This is a genomic window from Lysinibacillus sp. NPDC093688, from assembly GCF_050280145.1.
GTDB lineage: Bacteria > Bacillota > Bacilli > Bacillales_A > Planococcaceae > Lysinibacillus > Lysinibacillus xylanilyticus_B.
Window position 1 is genome coordinate 1 of sequence record NZ_JBNNUX010000053.1, and the last position, 18,363, is coordinate 18,363.

Annotated in this window: 15 protein-coding genes and 2 riboswitches; all 15 genes read right to left on the reverse strand. The window is 37.9% G+C overall.

Translation table 11 applies throughout. The annotated features are described in order from the left end of the window. Positions 1-530: 530 nt before the first annotated feature. The 15 genes from ACQKN2_RS23335 to ACQKN2_RS23405 all read right to left on the reverse strand — a co-directional run bounded on the left by ACQKN2_RS23335 (position 531) and on the right by ACQKN2_RS23405 (position 18,016). Entirely contained in the window at positions 531-1,835 is a 1,305-nt protein-coding gene (locus tag ACQKN2_RS23335) for an NCS2 family permease (RefSeq protein ID WP_427417051.1), read from the reverse strand. Positions 1,836-1,968: 133 nt separating this feature from the next. Next, positions 1,969-2,070, reverse strand: a riboswitch (purine riboswitch). A 241-nt stretch (positions 2,071-2,311) separates the two neighbouring features. Further along, a complete protein-coding gene (locus ACQKN2_RS23340) occupies positions 2,312-2,980 on the reverse strand; it encodes an MOSC domain-containing protein (RefSeq protein ID WP_427417052.1) in 669 nt (222 codons plus the stop codon). Between the two features lie 227 nt (positions 2,981-3,207). Continuing rightward, positions 3,208-4,758, reverse strand: coding sequence for a glutamine-hydrolyzing GMP synthase (gene guaA, locus ACQKN2_RS23345; RefSeq protein ID WP_427417053.1), 1,551 nt, complete (start codon positions 4,756-4,758; stop codon positions 3,208-3,210). Between the two features lie 149 nt (positions 4,759-4,907). Continuing rightward, positions 4,908-5,009: riboswitch (purine riboswitch) on the reverse strand. Between the two features lie 36 nt (positions 5,010-5,045). Next, entirely contained in the window at positions 5,046-7,232 is a 2,187-nt protein-coding gene (locus tag ACQKN2_RS23350) for a transglutaminase TgpA family protein (RefSeq protein ID WP_427417054.1), read from the reverse strand. Next, complete coding sequence (locus ACQKN2_RS23355; protein ID WP_427417055.1) at positions 7,229-8,410, reverse strand: DUF58 domain-containing protein; 1,182 nt, start codon at positions 8,408-8,410, stop codon at positions 7,229-7,231. The genes ACQKN2_RS23350 and ACQKN2_RS23355 overlap by 4 nt, the downstream gene beginning before the upstream one ends. After that, positions 8,407-9,351: an AAA family ATPase gene (locus ACQKN2_RS23360; protein WP_427417056.1), complete on the reverse strand. Its 945-nt coding sequence runs from the start codon at positions 9,349-9,351 to the stop codon at positions 8,407-8,409. Before ACQKN2_RS23360 ends, ACQKN2_RS23355 begins: the two co-directional genes overlap by 4 nt. A 238-nt stretch (positions 9,352-9,589) precedes the next feature. Continuing rightward, positions 9,590-10,267, reverse strand: a complete 678-nt coding sequence (locus tag ACQKN2_RS23365) for an ABC transporter ATP-binding protein (RefSeq protein ID WP_323651151.1) — start codon at positions 10,265-10,267, stop codon at positions 9,590-9,592. Positions 10,268-10,439: 172 nt separating this feature from the next. After that, positions 10,440-11,252, reverse strand: a complete 813-nt coding sequence (locus ACQKN2_RS23370; RefSeq protein WP_427417062.1) for an ABC transporter permease — start codon at positions 11,250-11,252, stop codon at positions 10,440-10,442. After that, positions 11,252-11,704 carry a nitrous oxide reductase accessory protein NosL gene (locus ACQKN2_RS23375; RefSeq protein WP_427417057.1) on the reverse strand — a complete coding sequence of 151 codons (453 nt, stop codon included), beginning with the start codon at positions 11,702-11,704 and terminating at the stop codon, positions 11,252-11,254. The genes ACQKN2_RS23370 and ACQKN2_RS23375 overlap by 1 nt, the downstream gene beginning before the upstream one ends. Next, the gene (locus tag ACQKN2_RS23380) at positions 11,701-12,972 is read right to left on the reverse strand and encodes a right-handed parallel beta-helix repeat-containing protein (RefSeq protein WP_427417063.1); all 1,272 of its coding nucleotides are present in this window, start codon (positions 12,970-12,972) and stop codon (positions 11,701-11,703) included. The genes ACQKN2_RS23375 and ACQKN2_RS23380 overlap by 4 nt, the downstream gene beginning before the upstream one ends. A gap of 60 nt (positions 12,973-13,032) precedes the next feature. Further along, positions 13,033-13,671, reverse strand: a complete 639-nt coding sequence (locus ACQKN2_RS23385) for an RNA-binding protein (RefSeq protein WP_323651148.1) — start codon at positions 13,669-13,671, stop codon at positions 13,033-13,035. A 565-nt stretch (positions 13,672-14,236) separates the two neighbouring features. Continuing rightward, positions 14,237-14,557 carry an NAD synthetase gene (locus tag ACQKN2_RS23390; RefSeq protein ID WP_427417058.1) on the reverse strand — a complete coding sequence of 107 codons (321 nt, stop codon included), beginning with the start codon at positions 14,555-14,557 and terminating at the stop codon, positions 14,237-14,239. Between the two features lie 424 nt (positions 14,558-14,981). Then, positions 14,982-15,806: an ammonia-dependent NAD(+) synthetase gene (gene nadE, locus ACQKN2_RS23395; protein WP_427417059.1), complete on the reverse strand. Its 825-nt coding sequence runs from the start codon at positions 15,804-15,806 to the stop codon at positions 14,982-14,984. A 21-nt stretch (positions 15,807-15,827) separates the two neighbouring features. Further along, complete coding sequence (locus ACQKN2_RS23400) at positions 15,828-17,288, reverse strand: nicotinate phosphoribosyltransferase (RefSeq protein ID WP_427417060.1); 1,461 nt, start codon at positions 17,286-17,288, stop codon at positions 15,828-15,830. Between the two features lie 227 nt (positions 17,289-17,515). Continuing rightward, a complete protein-coding gene (locus tag ACQKN2_RS23405) occupies positions 17,516-18,016 on the reverse strand; it encodes a methylated-DNA--[protein]-cysteine S-methyltransferase (RefSeq protein ID WP_427417061.1) in 501 nt (166 codons plus the stop codon). Positions 18,017-18,363: the final 347 nt, after the last annotated feature.

Consider the following 18,363-nt stretch of genomic DNA (forward strand, 5'->3'; position numbering starts at 1 on the left):
TGATGTCCAAAATTTTGTTTCGTTCACTAACTAAAGGTTAGCTACTAAAAACTTTATTGATTACGTTTTGCTTGTTCAGTTTTCAAGGTTCATTTGTTCGTCACATTCAAGTGACTTTCTATACTTTAACATGTTGTTAACTCTATGTCAACTAGTTATGTTAGTATTTTTTAGTTGTTGTTGTTTGTTTCGTAACAACGTTTATAAATATATCACCTTAATATTAAGTTTGCAAGCGAATTATTAAAGTAAAACTATTCTAATTAATGAAAAGGAGTTTCTTCTATAATATATAAATAACTTCACATGAATGTTATATGTTCCACATTGACACTATAATCGCTTATTTCAATTTCTCCTGATTTCTTATATTAGTAGCTTCCCTTTTCTCCTGCATAAATTGATGAAGGTTTTCTTACCATTAATATCATTTTATATTTTTTTATTCTCCAATAAGAAAAGCACCTACAATTGTTAGTTTCGTTTCTAACAATTGAGGTGCTTTTTATATTTCTAGTGTGTATTTATAATTAGCGCACCCAGATAAAGTATGCAAGGAAGACAAAGAATAATCCGTACATCATAGGGTGAATTTCTTTTTTACGACCCGCTAAAAGCATTGTTATTGGATAGAATACAAAACCTATTGCAATACCAGTAGCAATTGAGTAACCAAGAGGCATCATTATTACTGTAAAGAAAGCAGGAACAGCAATTTCGAATTTATCCCAATCAATTAAACGTAATGAAGATACCATCAAAACACCTACAATAACTAGAGCTGGTGCTGTTACCGCTGGAGTTACCACAGCAAGTAACGGTGAGAAGAATAATGCTATCAAGAAAAGTATTGCCGTTACAACAGCAGAGAAACCTGAACGAGCACCTGCTGCTACACCAGAAGTTGACTCTACATACGCTGTAGTTGTTGATGTACCGAATAAAGAACCAATTGTTGTTGCAAGAGCATCCGCCATCAATGCACGGCTTGCACGTGGTAATTTATTATCTTTTACTAATCCTGCTTGTGTTGCAACTGCCATTAAGGTACCTGCTGTATCAAAGAAATCCACAAACAAGAATGTTAACACAACAACTAAAAATTTAACGTTTAATAATGAATCGAAGTCATGGAAAATTGGATCTAAAGCTACCATAAATGTAGAATCCACGCTCGGAATTGCTGAAACAACTGCTGCAGGTGGATCAATCACACCCGTAATCATACCAACAATTGCTGTTATAACCATCCCTAAGAAAATACCAATACTGCGTAGTTTAATAATAAGAATAATTGAAAGGACAATCCCGAATACAGCTAGTAAAGTTGAACCACTGAATGTTCCTAAAGTCACCAATGTAGCTGGGCTATCTACGATAATACCCGCTCCTTGTAACCCTACAAATGTTATAAATAAACCAATTCCTGCTGAAACTGCATATTTAAGTTGAACTGGAATTGCATTAATTACTGTTTCACGAATACCCGTTAGTGAAAGAATGATAAAGATAACCCCTGAAAAGAAAACACCTGTTAATCCAGTCTGCCAAGGAATACCGTAAGCTCCAACTACAGTGAAGGCAAAGAATGCATTTAAGCCCATACCAGGAGCAAGGGAAATTGGGAATTTAGCGAATATACCCATAATCAGAGAACCGACTGCAGCTGCTAATGCTGTAGCTACGAATACAGCACCTTTATCCATACCTGCATTTTCTAAGATGCCAGGGTTAACCGCTAAAATGTAAGCCATAGCAAGGAATGTAGTAATACCACCTATTATTTCGCGGCGATAATTAGTTCCTAATTCATTGAACATGAAATACTTTTTCATTTTAAAGAAATCCTCCGTATGGTCGTCTTCAATATCGAAAACAAAAAAGACACACTGACTACTCTACTAGTCGCATGTCTACGATACATTTCATCACCGTTATTGTGAGAAATTAATTTAGTGTCTATACATTAGTATATATAACTAAAATCGTAGTCAAGTTATTTACGGTAACTTGGTAGAAACTCACGGGCCTTATCCCCGACATTATACGACGACATATTTAATTTACAATCGTAATATATCATTTCACTTTTCAGATTTCAACCCTATTTCCGAACATTTCTCACAAAAGTTATGCGAAAGTTCGTGTAAAATTCTTATTTAATGTTCACATTTCAATAAATCGTTGCAAAAATAGGTTAGGACTGAACGTTGTATCATAGTTATAAAATAAAAAATCCTTTTGAACTCATTCGAATTCTAGAGGATTTTAATACTGTGACCGAGGGAGCGCTCCCTTGATCGACATATATTTAATTCATCACTTTACTTTGTAAGAGCTGAATTCTTTTTTCTAATTTTTGTTTCCAATCTTCTGCTAATGCATCAACCGCTTGTATATTTTTCATCGCAAGTGCGTCTTTGTTTTTAAAATACACTTCATTGCAATGCAAAACTGAAACACGCGCAGATTGTTTTTCCACTAATTCAATTTTTGAATTTGCACAGATTGCCCCTTCTTCCAGTACACGCGCAAGGAAACCCGTATAACCTGTTTCAATTAAACGTTTGAGTAATATGTTCGCCTCAGTATATTTATCGATCGTACTACATGGTACACGTCCTTGAGTAATTTGGATGACAGCATCACCTATTTTATAAATATCGCCAATACAAATATCCGCTTCTAACATATTCGTTACTGTTAAATTTTCACCGAACGCTGCTGTCGGCAACGGTTTACCCAGTTCCTGTTCCCATTGTATGTAATGCTCCGCAGGATATAAACAAACGGCACGGTCAGGACCACCATGATGTTTTTTATCTGCTACATCGTCCCCTTCAAATCCACGAACGGACAAATAAACCTCTTGTACTTTTCGTTTTTCAATCCCTGTAATCATTGAACGCCCATTACTATAATGCAATTCTTTCGGCATACCAATAGCAAGTGTATGAATCATCGCTTTATTTTTTTCCATTTCAATCCCCCTAAACTAAGCAGCGACATAGAGTCCTATTGACAGTCATTAGTTTACTATACCTAACGATTCATCGTATAACTCTTTCTTTATATTCTACAAAGCAACAAATATTTCCTTTATATTAATTATGCCTCGGCATAATTGAGTCCGGAATCGCAAAAATAAAAAGCTTGAAGAAAACCCAATAAAATGAGTACTTCAAGCTTTTTCTATTTGCTATTTAACTATTCCCACTCAATAGTTGCTGGTGGCTTAGATGTAATATCATACAGTACGCGGTTAACGTGTTTTACTTCGTTTACTAGGCGGACAGAGATTTTCTCTAGTACATCCCAAGGAATGCGTGCCCAGTCAGAAGTCATACCGTCGATAGATGTTACTGCACGGATACCTATTGAATAGTCATACGTACGTGCATCGCCCATTACGCCAACTGAACGGATGTCAGGTAATACCGTGAAGTATTGCCAGATGTCGCGATCAAGACCAGCTTTTGCGATTTCTTCACGTAAGATGAAATCAGATTCACGTACGATTTCTAGTTTTTCTTCTGTTACTTCACCAAGTACACGGATACCTAGACCAGGACCTGGGAATGGTTGACGCCAAACGATTTTTTCGTCAAGGCCAAGCTCTAATCCTAATGCACGCACTTCGTCTTTAAATAATGTGTTAAGTGGCTCAATTAATTTGAATTGCATGTCTTCTGGAAGACCACCAACGTTATGGTGTGATTTAATCGTTTGTGCAGTTGATGTTCCAGATTCAATGATATCTGTGTAAAGAGTACCTTGTGCTAAGAAGTCCATACCTTCAAGTTTAGCTGCCTCTTCATCGAATACGTAAATAAATTCGTTACCGATAATTTTACGTTTTTGCTCTGGATCAGAAACGCCTGCAAGTTTATCCATGAAACGTTGACGTGCATCAATTTTAATAAGATTCATGTCAAAGTCTTCTGTGAATGTTTTCATAACTTGCGCAACTTCACCTTTACGGTTCAAGTTGTGGTCTACGAACATACAAGTTAATTGATCGCCAATTGCTTTATGAATTAGAACAGCAACAACTGATGAGTCTACACCGCCAGAAAGTGCACATAATACTTTTTTGTCACCTACTGTTTCGCGGATTTTTGCGATTTCAAGTTCAATGAAGTTCGCCATTGACCAGTCGCCTTTTGCTCCACAAATGTCGAATACGAACTGACGTAATAAGTCGTTACCATATACAGAGTGACGTACTTCTGGGTGGAATTGTACTGCATATAGTTTACGTTCTACATTTGCCATTGCAGAGATAGGGCAAGCAGCACTTGTTGCGATTACTTCAAAACCAGCTGGTACTTCTGTTACATGGTCACCGTGACTCATCCAAACGATTTGTTCAGTTGGTAAGTTACCGAATAACTTGTTTGAAGCTGTTACTTTAATTTCTGCTTTACCATATTCGCGTGTTTCAGCACCTTCAACTTTTCCACCTTGCGTATGTGCCATTAATTGCATACCATAGCAAATACCTAGGATTGGTAAGCCTAATTCGAAAATAGCTGGGTCTACATGGAAGGCTTTTTCGTCATAAACTGAGTTTGGTCCACCTGAAAAGATGATACCTGCTGCGTTCATATTTTTAATTTCTTCTGCTGTAATCGTATGAGGATGTAACTCACTGAAAACACCAAATTCACGGATACGACGCGTAATCAATTGGTTAAATTGGCTACCGAAGTCAAGAACAACGATTTTTTCTTGCTCTAATAAAGGGCTAGCTGACAAAATTTCCACCTCTTCTACTATTTTTAAAGGAACTTTTCATATATCTAAGAAAAACGCGTATGAAAGTAAAAACTCCCTACGCGTTCATAGCTCTTGATGTATAAAGGCGAATGCGTCACAAAGAAAAGTGATTTACTAACCTTCTCACCTAACAAAACATTCACCTTCATAGAGAAATCATTTACGGTAATCTCGTAGAAACATCCGAACCTTATTATCGAACTTATATGAAAGCAATCCTCATTTATATATAATTTTTTTCATTTTACTCTTTGTACCTATCAAAATCAACCGATAGTGCGATTGATTAAATATTCCCAACTTTCTTTCAGCTCGATAAAATCTACCTCATGTTTGTCCTTACCATAAATATGTTGTTCATATACAGCGGTAAGTTTTTGCATCTCCTCTGTCTCTAGCGATGCATCTACCCTTGTAGCAAATGCTCGTAATGTTTCGCCATCTTTCCGGCGTAATCCAATACGAGATAATTGCTTCGTTAAAACATGGTATGAAGCATCAAAATTTGTCCAGTCCGCTTCTTTTTTACGAAATGCGCGTACTTGCATTTTAGGTATCCACGTTTTACGTTGCATAAATAAAGCGATGCCAGTGATAATCATCAAAATGACTAGGGCAATCCATACATAAGTATATTTTTTCACCCATGTCCATACAGAATCAAAGCTAAACGATGTTGAGTTAGAAGTTTCTTTCTTCGTCTCTTGCTCGTCCTTCATTGGTTGCTCTTGCTTTGTTTCTGGCTCCAGTACTTGTTCCTGCTGAGGAGTGTCTTGCTCAATATCATAATCGATATTCACATCTCCCGAAAATCCAATTGTCGGTTCAAACTCCATCCAGCCTGTTCCAGGTACATACGCTTCCACCCACGAGTGTGCATTATCATTTGTAATTTGATACTCCTGTAAACCATCTGATATTCGACCAGGATTACCAGGTGCAAACCCTTTCACCCAACGTGCAGGTATCCCTGCCGAACGGAGGAGCACAACCATTGATGTTGAGAAATTATCACAGTAGCCAACTTTAGTATCAAATAAAAACTGGTCAACATAATCTTGACCCTCAGCCGGGATGGCTACTTCTTTTTTATCGTATCTAAAGCCATGAGATGAAAAATATTTTTCAACCGCTTTTATTTGATCATAGACCGAGGCTTTATCCTGCGTGATTTCTTTCGCTAAATTCCCTACACGTTGTGGAAGTGTATTTGGCAATTGTAAAAAACGGTCAAAGGACGGATCTACTGTTTTTAGCGTGGATGGTTTAGCCATTTGGAGCTGTTCCATGCTATATACTGGCTCACTATAAGAAATCGTATAGTTAGATAATAATTTTGACTCACCATTCTGTTGTTCTATTGCTATTTTTTCAGTGTGTCCATCTTGAATAAATAGCGATGGATCTTGGGTAGAAACAGATATCATGCCATATGTTTGAATTAAAAAAGGCATCGGAACAGCAATGTCCATTTGAACCTGTCGCTCGGTTTCAGGAGATCCAACTTGTAACGAAGTTTGGATAGGGGTATCGGTCTGGTAGACATTTTTTCCAAAGTTCCCCTCCGAAAGAATCCAGCCCTTCGATGTATAAGTATCCTTTGTATCGATACGCCAATAATGACGATCACGGGAAGATGCCGTAAAAATTAGTGTATTATCACCTTGGAATGGTCCCCCTAATTGGCTATCATCCTCGCTGTAACCAACAGTTTTTTCGCCTGTTCCAAAGTCCCCTTGCCCTGCAACCCCCTTAATAAAAGGTACTGGGTCAGCCCAAGTCGGCCCTGTCTTAGGTAAAAAGAATGCCACTCCACTAACAAGCATTACCGAAACAATCATTGGAATTACTAGTTTCCACTTTCCTATGACATTGCTCGGTGCATCTGTTTGAAGCCATAAGCGCTTAACAAAAAGCAAGCCTGTCATTATTAACCCAAGAACAATAACTTTAACAATTGCCACCTTTCCATCATAGTCACTAAATGTATCTAGTGTGGCAATAAAGAATACTGTTAACGCGAAGAAATAGAATATATTTTTCCGCACGGTTATCCAGTGGTGTATCAGGTATATTAACATCCAAATAAGCGCAACGAATAGCACCGTTCTAAATGAATCCGATACTTGTCCAAAATCGCCCGAAAGGATGGCAGTCATATTCCATTTCCATTCATGCATTAAAAACGGTATTGTCTGTCCAGAAAAAAAGGGACTTTCACTATATACAAACACTATAAACCAAGTAATATAACCAAATTTCACTAAGCCTGACAACAATGGATGTACTTGAAATAGACTGAGTGCCAATGATAAACCGATAAACACTAAAAATAAATGAAACAAGCCTGTATTTGTTAGCTGCATTACAGGAATAAGCCATTCACGTAAAATCAGAAAAATAATTACGTATGCTATTGCTAATTCGCTAAAACTTCCTAGTGATTTTTTCACGGCTTCTTCACCTCCGTGAACAAATGGTAATAATCTGTCGGATTTACATGTACAACTTGAATTTGCTTATAACGCTTTGCCAGATCTGTTAGGATAGGTGGCTGCTCTGCTACTACAAAACAAATACAGCTTTTCACCATATTGGCAAGAGAATGTAGTAATTCATCTGATACTTCATTCGTAACATATAGCAATGTTGCAACATGCTTAAACACTTGCTGATCTCGAAATTGGAATTTGACAGTTTCGGCAGGTTTTATAGCAGCTAAATGATGCATTACTTGATCTAGCTGCTTATTACCTTGAATAATCGGAAACACCTTCGTTTTAAAACCAGCTGAAACAAATGAAATATCTCCACGTTCTTTGACAATGGTTTGTAGCATCGATGCTACAAGCTCAATTTTTTCTTCAAATAAAGGAGACTTTCCAGCATGGAGTACTAGCATTAACTCCTGTGATTGTCGATCTTCAAATTCCTTAGATTGCAACGTTTGTGTTTTCGCAAATGATTTCCAGTGAATCCACGAAAAACGGTCACCTGGAACATACTCACGTAAACCAACAGCCATTGATGTATCCTTAACAATTGAATAAGGTGACATCATTGTACCAACATCAAATTTTGTTTGAAGCGCGGCATACCTCATTTCGCGTACTCTCGGGTAAACTAAAATGACTTGTTCCTTTTCTGCCGCAACTCGCTTTTTTGCCCAGCCAAAAAAATCACAGAAAACAATATTAACACCTAAGTAACGATGCTCGCCACGGGACATATTTTCCAGCACATAATTCCAGCTAAATTTTTTCCTGAAGCCAACGAACTTAATGGTATTCGTTCCTTGTACCCTCGATTGGACAAGGACTTCACTGTTCACAAGTTCCTCCATCATCATATAAGCAAACGGAAAGCGTGTTTTTCGTTCTACCGTAATTGTTACCTTAGCAGATTGTCCACTCTCAACGCGGGAGGGCTCAATTTTGCGTTCCACCAGTAAAATATGTTCTTTCACTAGTAAGAAAATAATTGCGTATAACAAAAACGGACTAACTGTAAAAAATACAAACCAACTGACAAATCCACCTTGGAACATGGCATAACAAAACGTTATGATCATTAACAAAGAAACTAAAAAGAAATGTTTACTTTTCTCTATTAAGGCTCGCCATTTCTTCATTGCTCTGCAAACCTCTTTGTCGGCACAGGTATTTTCGCAATAATTCGCTCAATAATTTCCTCTGGCGTTACGTTATCATAGCGAGCATCTGGCTTTAATATTAAACGATGGCTAAAGACAAATGGTACTAAATATTGAACATCATCAGGAGTAACATAACTACGCCCTTTTATAAATGCATAAGCTTGTGAAGCTTTCATTAAAGCAATCGTTGCACGAGGACTTACGCCTAAATGTACATAGCTATTTTCCCTTGTTTGAGTCGCTAATTCGACCATATAGTTTTTGACTGAATCCGCAACATGCACACCCTGTACAAGCTCCTGCAATTCAATTAATTGCTCAACTTTTAGCACTGCTTCAATTTTTTCAATCGGTTTACCATGCTCAGCACGACGAAGAATCTCCACTTCTTGCCCTCTTGAAGGATAACCCATTTTTATTTTTAGTAAGAAACGATCCAGCTGTGCTTCTGGTAACGGATATGTCCCTTCATGCTCAATTGGGTTTTGAGTGGCCATAACGAAAAATGGTTGATTGATTATTAAGGTTTTACCATCAATAGTGACAGATGCTTCCTCCATCCCCTCAAGTAAAGCAGATTGCGTTTTTGGGGATGTACGGTTAATTTCATCCGCTAAAATTACATCTCCCATGATCGGACCAGGTCGAAATTCGAATTCCAGCGTTTTTGGATTATAGATCGACACCCCTACAACATCTGACGGTAATAAATCCGGTGTAAATTGAATCCTTTTAAATTGTGCCTCAAAGGATTTTGCCAGTGCTCGCACCATCATTGTTTTACCGACACCTGGTACGTCCTCAAGCAAAATATGTCCCTTTGCTAGTAGGGCTACTATGCTAAGCTCTGCAACCTCTCTTTTGCCGATCATTACTTTTTCTATATTTTCTAATACATCTTGTATTTGTGAATTCATAAATCAAAAAACCTCCTATTTCATTCAGCAATTATTCGAATTGTATGATAATGTACTTAAGAATAACGAAATATGTTTAGTAACACAATTAGATGAGACGTTCATCGTATTGCTTTAATCCTATAATCCGAGCACTTAGCGAGAAAAGTAATAATACTTCAGCATGAAAAAGAAGGCTTGCCTGAATACAATCAAAGCAAACCTATCTTTTAGTATAACGTCATTACCTATCAGAATGTTACAGATTTAATTTTTTTAACCATAAATTCTCTAACGAAGATGAATTTTCTTGTAAAAGTATTTCCTCTAATTCACCAGAAATTAGTATGTTTCCTTCATGTAAAACTAACACATCGTCCGCTACTTCTTCCGCAAAAGCCAGTAAATGCGTAGAAAATATGACAGTACAGCCCCTTGCTTTTTCCTCTAGCATCATTTTTTTCAGCTCTGCAATCCAGAAAGGATCAAGACCATTAGTCGGCTCATCTAAAATAAGCAAAGAGCCCTCACCGAGTAAACTTTGAGCGAGGTTAAGCCGTTGACGCATCCCCTTTGAGAAATGCTTCACTTTTTGCTTTCGAACATCCCATAAAGCAACGCGCCTCAGTACCTCCTCCTGTTCCTTTTTACCAATCTTCTTCAAAGAGGCAAGTAGCTGCAAAATTTCTGCTGCTGTTAACATAGACGGAAAGTCCACATCGTCAGGCATGTATCGAATGGCTTGTGGTTTATGCCATATTATTTCTCCTGATTTTTGCTTTTCCTGCCCAGTTAGCAGGCGAATTAAAGTACTCTTTCCAGCACCATTTCCCCCTACAAGTGCTAAAATACGCCCCGTCTGTAAAGAAAAGGAGGCTTCGTGAAGACCTCTATTATTATCATAGATATTCGATAACTTCTTTGTTTCTAATAGCATTATCTTCTATCCCCTTTCTATCAATTATGCCTCGGCATAATTGCGTCCAGAATCGGTTTTGTGCTTAGGCCTGCACGACGCAGGTCAGTTAGCCGTTATCGCATGGATGCGATGATTTTAGGCTAACATCCTTTAGAACTCCTTTCCAATTCTGTGACATCCGCCGGAGGCTTTATCTTCTTTCACTGAAAGAAGATAAAAGCAAGCTAGTGTAAGCTAACGGACATACTATCCAAAGCAATGTCACAGCTACGTATAATGCATAACCTAGTGGCGACGAATAAAACTGCGTTACATTATAAAATGCCGGACCAAGAACACTCGCCTGATCTGTAAAAATAAAGTAACCAAAGCGTAGCCACTCCACAGGATTAATATGTATCGCAATAATCGTCAGTTTTTGAAGAATATGACCCGGCACGACAGTTCCAATAGCCATTAAAGCGTAAGAGATTAGCAATAAAAAAATAGACCAAAAAACAAGTGATAACGACAGTGCAAATAATCTTGTTTTCGCAAAGGCTCCCACTGCAATGGCCAATGACACAAAAATGAAGATGCATAGCAACGTTAGGACAATGAAGATAAATGGCAAACGCACTCCACCAAGAAATCCACCTAGCGCCACTATTACGCCAAACGCCACGGCAACGACCAAGAAAAAAGCAAGCACAGACGCAATATACTTTCCTGCAATATATTGCCTACGTGTCATCGGATATGTCTTTAATAATGAAAACCATCCTGATTCCACATCACCAGCTACACTCATACTACCGATAGTTAATATAAACAGCGGCAATAAAAACAACAATACATTTAAAAACGAAGCTGTCTGTCGTGTAAACCCCTCTACATCTGGTAATGCCATTTGCTGAATGACAATGATAGCTGTAAAAACGAATGTGAAAAGTAAGCCTACAAGTTGCATCCAGCGACTTCTGAGCATTTGCTTTAATTCTAGTTTAATAAGCATACTATTCATCACTTATGGATCCCCCAATTAAAATCGTGTAAATCCTTATAGGCTAATAGCTGACCTTCTCCCTCTGTCGTCATCCATTCCTGTGCCGCTTCCTTCGAATCGAATGCAACTACCCCATAATTCATCGGTGTCCAATACTCCTTGTTGTACACATAAACAGCGTTGAAAACGTCAATCCATTCATTTTTTGCCGCATCTTTAATATAGGCCGCTCCAACCTCATCTTCCCCATTCGCTTTCATATATTCCATAAGACAACCAATATCATCGAAAATTTCATAATCACCATTCTTCAACGCAATCTGTCCAGCATATGCATTATGAACGATACTCATATTGCAAATTTTACAAACATCAGTTTCACTAACTATTTCATGAGGCTCATATGTTTTTTCACTACAGCCCACCAATACACCACAACTTAGCAATACACATATCATCCATTTTTTCATTCTGTTATTCCTCTTTTCCATAGCCATAAACTACTTAATGCTAAGAATAAACCTAATAGCATTTGCAGCACATTCATCTTGTTCTTCTCTTTCACATGCTGCGCTGCCAATTTTGGCGTATGATCAACAAGCATGTTCTTTTCAGTTTTATTAATTTGCTGATCTAGAGATGTCAGTAAAAAGACGCTCGGAGATGCCACGAAATATTGGTAAACAGGCTGGCGTACCATCCATTGACCAAAGCTTGACACAGCCACATATGGAATATCACCGATACCATTGTCTTTTAAATCAATCCCTGAGTAATCATCATAATAATTATTTTTAAGTTGAAAGCCTTGCTGATCGGAGCGCGCCGTTAAAATATTACCTGTAAAGTTATTATTACTAGCCAATGTGTCGTTACTGACCTTTGTACCTTCAAGGGCAGTTTGGTTCATCTGAAAATCATTTGTTTCAATTTGGATAGTTGAACTTTTCTGCATTGCAATACCAGTCCGATTATTTTTAATTGTGTTATGTTTAATTTTTGCTTGCTGCACATCATACAGCAGCATACCGTAGCCATTAAAATCAACATGATTAGCTATTGTATTATTTTCGAGGTGTATGTCTGTTGTCATCATAATCATAAGGCCAGTCACATTGTGAACATATGTATTAAAAAGTGCTTCGGAATCACTTGTATACATAAAATGTGTTCCATAACGACTGCTTGTCACCTTATTACGTTGAACAACAATACGCTTTACCTCCTCTACATAAATTCCATCCTGCACTTGCTCAATAGTATTGCCTTCGATCATAATGTCCTCACTCTTAAAAACAGCCAACCCATTACCTTTTTGAGAATAATGACCCTCGATACCAATCACATTGATTTCATGTATGCGTACATTTTTAGAGCGTTGTATATGAACACCTGTATGAACATCTTTCATTTGTAACTTACGTAGCTCAAGTCCATCTACAGCACTAGCAACGATCGCTTTACTTTTTCCTGATAACGTTATATTTTCCACAATGACATTAGCAGTGTTTTCAATTCGAAGTACTGGTTTATCACTTTCACCGATTAGTTCAGTTCCCTCTTCGCCTTGTAGTATTATCGGTTTTGTCACAATAAAATTACCTTGGTAACGACCAGCAGGAATATGAACGACCTCCCCTGGCTTTGCAATATTAATCGCCTCCTGCACATCAAAATCGGCGTGTACTGTCTGACTCATGAATAGAAAAAATAATAAGGCCAACCCTATTTTTTTCACCAATCCTTACCTCCCAGTTCAGCACGAAAAGACTAGAGGAATTTCCCCTAGTCCATTCGATTAATGGCCATGACCATCAGGTTTCTTTTCTTCCATATGCATAGAATCAGATTCACCTTTGGCTTCTTTTTCAGCTTTTTCTTTCATTTTCTTTTTACGACGCTCTAATGCATCGTCTTTAATTTTTTGTAATTCTTCTACATGTGCAGTTGGATTGTCAGCGATATATTTGTCTGCATCAGCTTTATTCGTGAAATAAATATAACCCCAGTTCATCGGAGATTTTAGATCGGTTTTCACAATCGTTACATCTTCAACTTTTACCCAATCTTTTGTGATATAATCACGTACAAATTTTTCGTTCGTTTCATTATTGGCAACCTCGGCATTTACTAAACAGCCTATGTCATCATAAAAGGCAGTAGTTCCATCCTCTTTTATTGCTTGGGTAGAGAATTCACCCATATCTTCGTCCTTCATATATACTTTCATATTACACATTTCACACATTGTATCTTCTTTTGGTTCTTCTAAACGTGGATCCACTAAAGAAGCGACTTGTTTAGTTTTATCCTTTGCTTCTGCTTCATTTGCTGCGACATCTTGCTTCGTTTCCTCTTTCTTAACTTCTGTTTTTTCTGTACCACAAGCCGCGAGTAAAAGTAATACTGCTAGTACAGGTAACCATATTTTTTTCACAATTGCTTCCCCCAATTTCGTTTTTCTATTACTAATCATTACTTTACAGGTAAGTTGTGAAATAAGTTAAAAATCACTGTGAAGTATTGGAAAAATTACCTTGAATATTCATTGAACATCTCGACTTCAAATATTTTGAATGAAAAATATATACTTTCTATTTTCTATAACTTACATTCAGGGTTAATAAATTAAGGTGTACAAGACCTGTTGGCAAGTTTCGTTTTATTACTATAAATTAGAATGACATGTCTGAAGATGTAATCCTTGCCGAAGCGGTTGATTGGAGTGGAGAATGGGCGACTCCTCGGGGATTAGCGTCACAGATGAGACCCTGCAGCGAGCCTTGCGAGTGAAGCGGCTCATCGGACGCCCCCAGGAAAGCGCCCAGTCGGAACGGAAATCAACCCCTCGTTTTGCCGAAGAGCCAATATGCTTGAACGGTATTCGCCCTCATTTTAAAGTGTCTCAACATTCATAAAGATTGCATCGACACCATTTTGTTTTTCAACACACTAAAAAACCCCCTACATCCAGAATGACGTAGAGAGTTCGATTTATGATGTTATATAGAAGAACGGTAACTATTGAGAAACTTCTTTTGCTTGCTGACAAGACTAAGCTTAACGGCAGTTTCATTTAATTCATTGCGTATTTGTAAATCGTAAGCGCTGTCCACATAACTAGCCGCTACTTTATTTGGACGTTGCTGCTGAATTTGTCTAGTGTTACTTATATGTTTTTTATCTTTATTCTTTTGCAAACTGTATTTAAACTGTTTCTTCGGATTTTGCCCGAAATTATGGCTTAAATCCCCGGCATGTAGATACTGTTGTTCGTTACGAAATATACTACTAGTCGTCGAACTTACTCTAGAAGTCCTCATAAATAATTACCCTCCTTTACTTTTTAGCAACTTTGTAGGTATATATATCGACATTATATGCTTGAACTTAATAATACAGAACCAAATTGCTTAAAAAAAATAGAAAAGAGTTATAAGAAAAAGTGATAAACACTATTTCTTGTAACTCTTTCCCTAAATATTTGGTTACTCGCCACCAAAAGTTAGAGATGATAATTCCAATGTATATAAGTTGATTGGAGTGGAGGCTGGGCGACTCCTCGGGGATCAGCGATAGGGGAACGAAGGCTAAAACCATCACATCCTGTGATAACGCCTTCGTGACCAACATCGTGTTGGCCCGAGACCCTGGAGCGAGCAACGCGAGTGAAGCGGCTCATCGGACGCCCCCAGGAAAGCGCCCAGCCGGAACGGAAATCAACCCCACGCTATGATGTCAGCTATATCACTTCCAAAAATCATCGAATATTGTAATTGGCATATGGCGTTTGTGCTGAGAACGTAAATAATGCCCTTCTAATGTTTTACGAGCTTCTTCAGGGATAACCTTCCCCTCTAAATAATCATCAATTTGGTCATACGTTAAACCAAGGGCTGCTTCATCTGGTAATGAAGGACGATCTTCCTCTAAGTCAGCAGTTGGTATTTTTAAATATAAGTGCTCCGGGCAATCAAGTGCTGCTAACAACTCCTTACCCTGACGCTTGTTAAGACGGAAGATTGGCATTAAATCTGCACCGCCATCCCCAAATTTCGTGTAAAAACCTGTAATTGCCTCCGCGGCATGATCTGTCCCTAGCACAACTGCATTATTCATAGCAGCAATAGAATACTGCACCTTCATTCGCTCACGTGCCTTTTCATTCCCTTTGGCAAAATCGCTTAGTTCAATACCCGCATTCGTTAATGCTCTAACACTTGCATCGACTGCATCTTTAATGTTTACCGTAAAAGTTTTCGTAGGTTTGATATAGTCAATCGCATCCTGACAGTCCTTTTCATCCGCTTGCACACCATATGGTAAACGAACAGCCCAAAATGAGTACTTCGCTTCTCCCACCTCGTTATTTAATTCGTCAACCGCAAGCTGTGTTAATTTTCCAGTTAATGTGGAGTCTTGACCACCCGAAATCCCAAGAACAAATCCCTTTACAAAGCTATAGCGACGCGCATATTCCTTTAAAAAATCAATGGATTTGCGAATCTCTTCCTGCACATCAATAGTAGGTAATACACGTAATTCCTTCATGATTTCTTGTTGTAATGTCATTTTGCCCTTCACTCCTTAGCTTTACAATCGATTGACCATTTCACTTACTTCTTCAATATTGCGCATTTTATTATTCCAGCATTTTTGGCTTAAATCGACTGGGTATTCCTCAGGATTCATGGCACGTTTATATTCATCCCATAACAACTCTAAATTATCTGCTGCATAATCGCGCATTTCTTCCAAAGTAGGATTTTGATAATGTATTTCACCATTTTTAATCACATGATGATGTAAATTCTTAGCTTCAAAGTTTGTGACAAATTTTGATACGAATGTATGAACAGGGTGGAACATTTTAATGCGTTCCTCTGATTGAGGATTTTCATCGTGCATCGTAATGTAGTCTCCCTCTGCCTTGCCATTCTTTCTATCAATAATACGATATACATTTTTAAGACCTGGCGTCGTTACCTTTTCAGTATTCGCTGAAATTTTAATCGTATCTTCTAATTGTCCATCTTTATTTTCAATAGCAACCATTTTATAAACAGCCCCTAAAGCAGGTTGGTCATAAGCAGTAATGAGCTTCGTACCAATTCCCCACACATCAACTTTTGCACCTTGAGCCTTTAAGTTTAAGATCGTGTATTCATCTAAGTCATTAGATACGATAATTTTAGCGTTCGGGAAACCTGCTTCATCTAACATACGACGTGCTTCTTTTGACAAGAAAGCAATATCCCCACTGTCTAAACGAATTCCAATAAAATTAATGTTGTCACCAAGCTCCTTAGCTACTTTGATTGCTGTTGGCACACCCGATTTCAACGTATTATAAGTATCTACAAGGAATACGCAATCACGATGACGTTTTGCATAGGAATGAAATGCATCATAATCATTTTTATAGGCTTGGACAAGTGCATGTGCATGTGTACCAGATACTGGTATATTAAAGAGTTTACCTGCTCGCACATTACTAGTTGAAGCAAAACCACCAATAAACGCTGCACGCGTTCCCCAAATCGCTGCATCCATCTCCTGAGCGCGTCGTGTGCCGAACTCCATTGCCACTTCATTTTTTATAATTTGTTTAATACGACTAGCCTTCGTTGCAATTAATGTTTGGTAATTCACAATGTTAAGTAATGCGGTTTCAATTAACTGCGCTTCCACTAAAGGTGCTTCAATGCGGACAATTGGTTCATTAGCGAAAACCGTTTCCCCTTCCACCATCGAATACATATCCCCTGTAAAGCGAATATTTTTTAAATACTCGATAAAATCCTCTTTATAACCAACCTCTTCACGCAAATATGCTATGTCCGAATCACTGAAACTAAAATCACGTAAATACTCAAGAATTCTCTCTAATCCCGCAAAAATTGCATAACCATTGCCAAATGGTAACTTTCTAAAATATAATTCGAAAACCGCTTTTCTATTATGTATACCATCAGCCCAATATGATTCTGCCATATTGATTTGGTACAAGTCTGTGTGTAGCGCTAAGCTATCATCTGCATAGTTTGATCTCACAAGAAACCCCTTCTTCCGCTTTGATAATTAGTCCTAGTATACACTATATACCCAAATTCTTGCGTATTACATCCTTCTACTTTCATATTAGATACCCTTGCATAAGGCCCATTTTTTCAGCACCACATATGTATTGTATTTTTAGCTTTCTTTTCTTCCATACAAAGAACATGAATCCGCATAATCTTTGGTGAAAATGTTTCCTCAAAGGTTACGCGGATTCTTTTTTATATTCTCTCTAGCTCTAGTAAAAATTCTTTCATTGCTAGCCCACTTCGAAAGCCTGTTAGTTTACCATCTTTGCCAATCACACGATGACAGGGAATTATCGCTAATATCGGATTAGCACCGATTGCACTGCCTACAGCTCTTACTGCTTTCGGATTGCCGATTCGGTGTGCAATATCTGAGTATGTTGTAGTTATACCATATGGTAGCTCCTTCAAAGCATCCCATACTGCTAGTTGAAATGGTGTCCCTTTAACATGAATTGGTAAATCAAACGCAGTAAGTTCCTTATTAAAATAAGCCGATAATTGCTTAACATATCGCTGTAACTTTTCTTTACTCTCTTCAAAGCGATAGCCTTTAAATGGCTTTTTCGCCCACACTTCCACCTCTTCAAATGGTGCATTTGGTGTTCCAATATATACTAGCCCATCATCTGAGGCAACGATATACATTGTGCCTTGTGCATATGTTAATGTATCTACATATAATATATCCATTCTCTATCCCCCTAACTTAATTTAGGATCATCACCAAAACGTGTGGTTGATTTCCGTTCCGACTTATTTACATAGTAGACGTTTTAACAAAAGTCATCCACAGCCTTTGGTAATGAACCTTAATTTACCCATCACTTGTAAAATGTTAAATAACTTTAGCTTCCCTTTGTTTCATGCTACAGTTATTTTACCTCAGGCGTGTTGATTAGGAAAACAAGGTTTATAATTGGCTGATAAAAGAATTTTTTTGTGGATATTTTGCTAATGTATGCCCATTTTAACTGATTGTAGCGTAGGGCTACTCGACTCCCGCGGGAAAGCGAGACAGTCGAGACCCTGAGGCCAAC

Bases quoted from the DNA above. Each gene is read 5' to 3' on its own strand.
- ACQKN2_RS23375 (WP_427417057.1), bottom strand. From the start codon at position 11,704: ATGAAAAAATGGATGATATGTGTATTGCTAAGTTGTGGTGTATTGGTG.
- ACQKN2_RS23340 (WP_427417052.1), bottom strand. From the start codon at position 2,980: ATGGAAAAAAATAAAGCGATGATTCATACACTTGCTATTGGTATGCCG.
- ACQKN2_RS23365 (WP_323651151.1), bottom strand. From the start codon at position 10,267: ATGCTATTAGAAACAAAGAAGTTATCGAATATCTATGATAATAATAGA.
- ACQKN2_RS23355 (WP_427417055.1), bottom strand. From the start codon at position 8,410: ATGAAGAAATGGCGAGCCTTAATAGAGAAAAGTAAACATTTCTTTTTA.
- ACQKN2_RS23370 (WP_427417062.1), bottom strand. From the start codon at position 11,252: ATGAATAGTATGCTTATTAAACTAGAATTAAAGCAAATGCTCAGAAGT.
- nadE (WP_427417059.1), bottom strand. From the start codon at position 15,806: ATGACATTACAACAAGAAATCATGAAGGAATTACGTGTATTACCTACT.
- ACQKN2_RS23360 (WP_427417056.1), bottom strand. From the start codon at position 9,351: ATGAATTCACAAATACAAGATGTATTAGAAAATATAGAAAAAGTAATG.
- ACQKN2_RS23390 (WP_427417058.1), bottom strand. From the start codon at position 14,557: ATGAGGACTTCTAGAGTAAGTTCGACGACTAGTAGTATATTTCGTAAC.
- ACQKN2_RS23405 (WP_427417061.1), bottom strand. From the start codon at position 18,016: ATGGATATATTATATGTAGATACATTAACATATGCACAAGGCACAATG.
- ACQKN2_RS23335 (WP_427417051.1), bottom strand. From the start codon at position 1,835: ATGAAAAAGTATTTCATGTTCAATGAATTAGGAACTAATTATCGCCGC.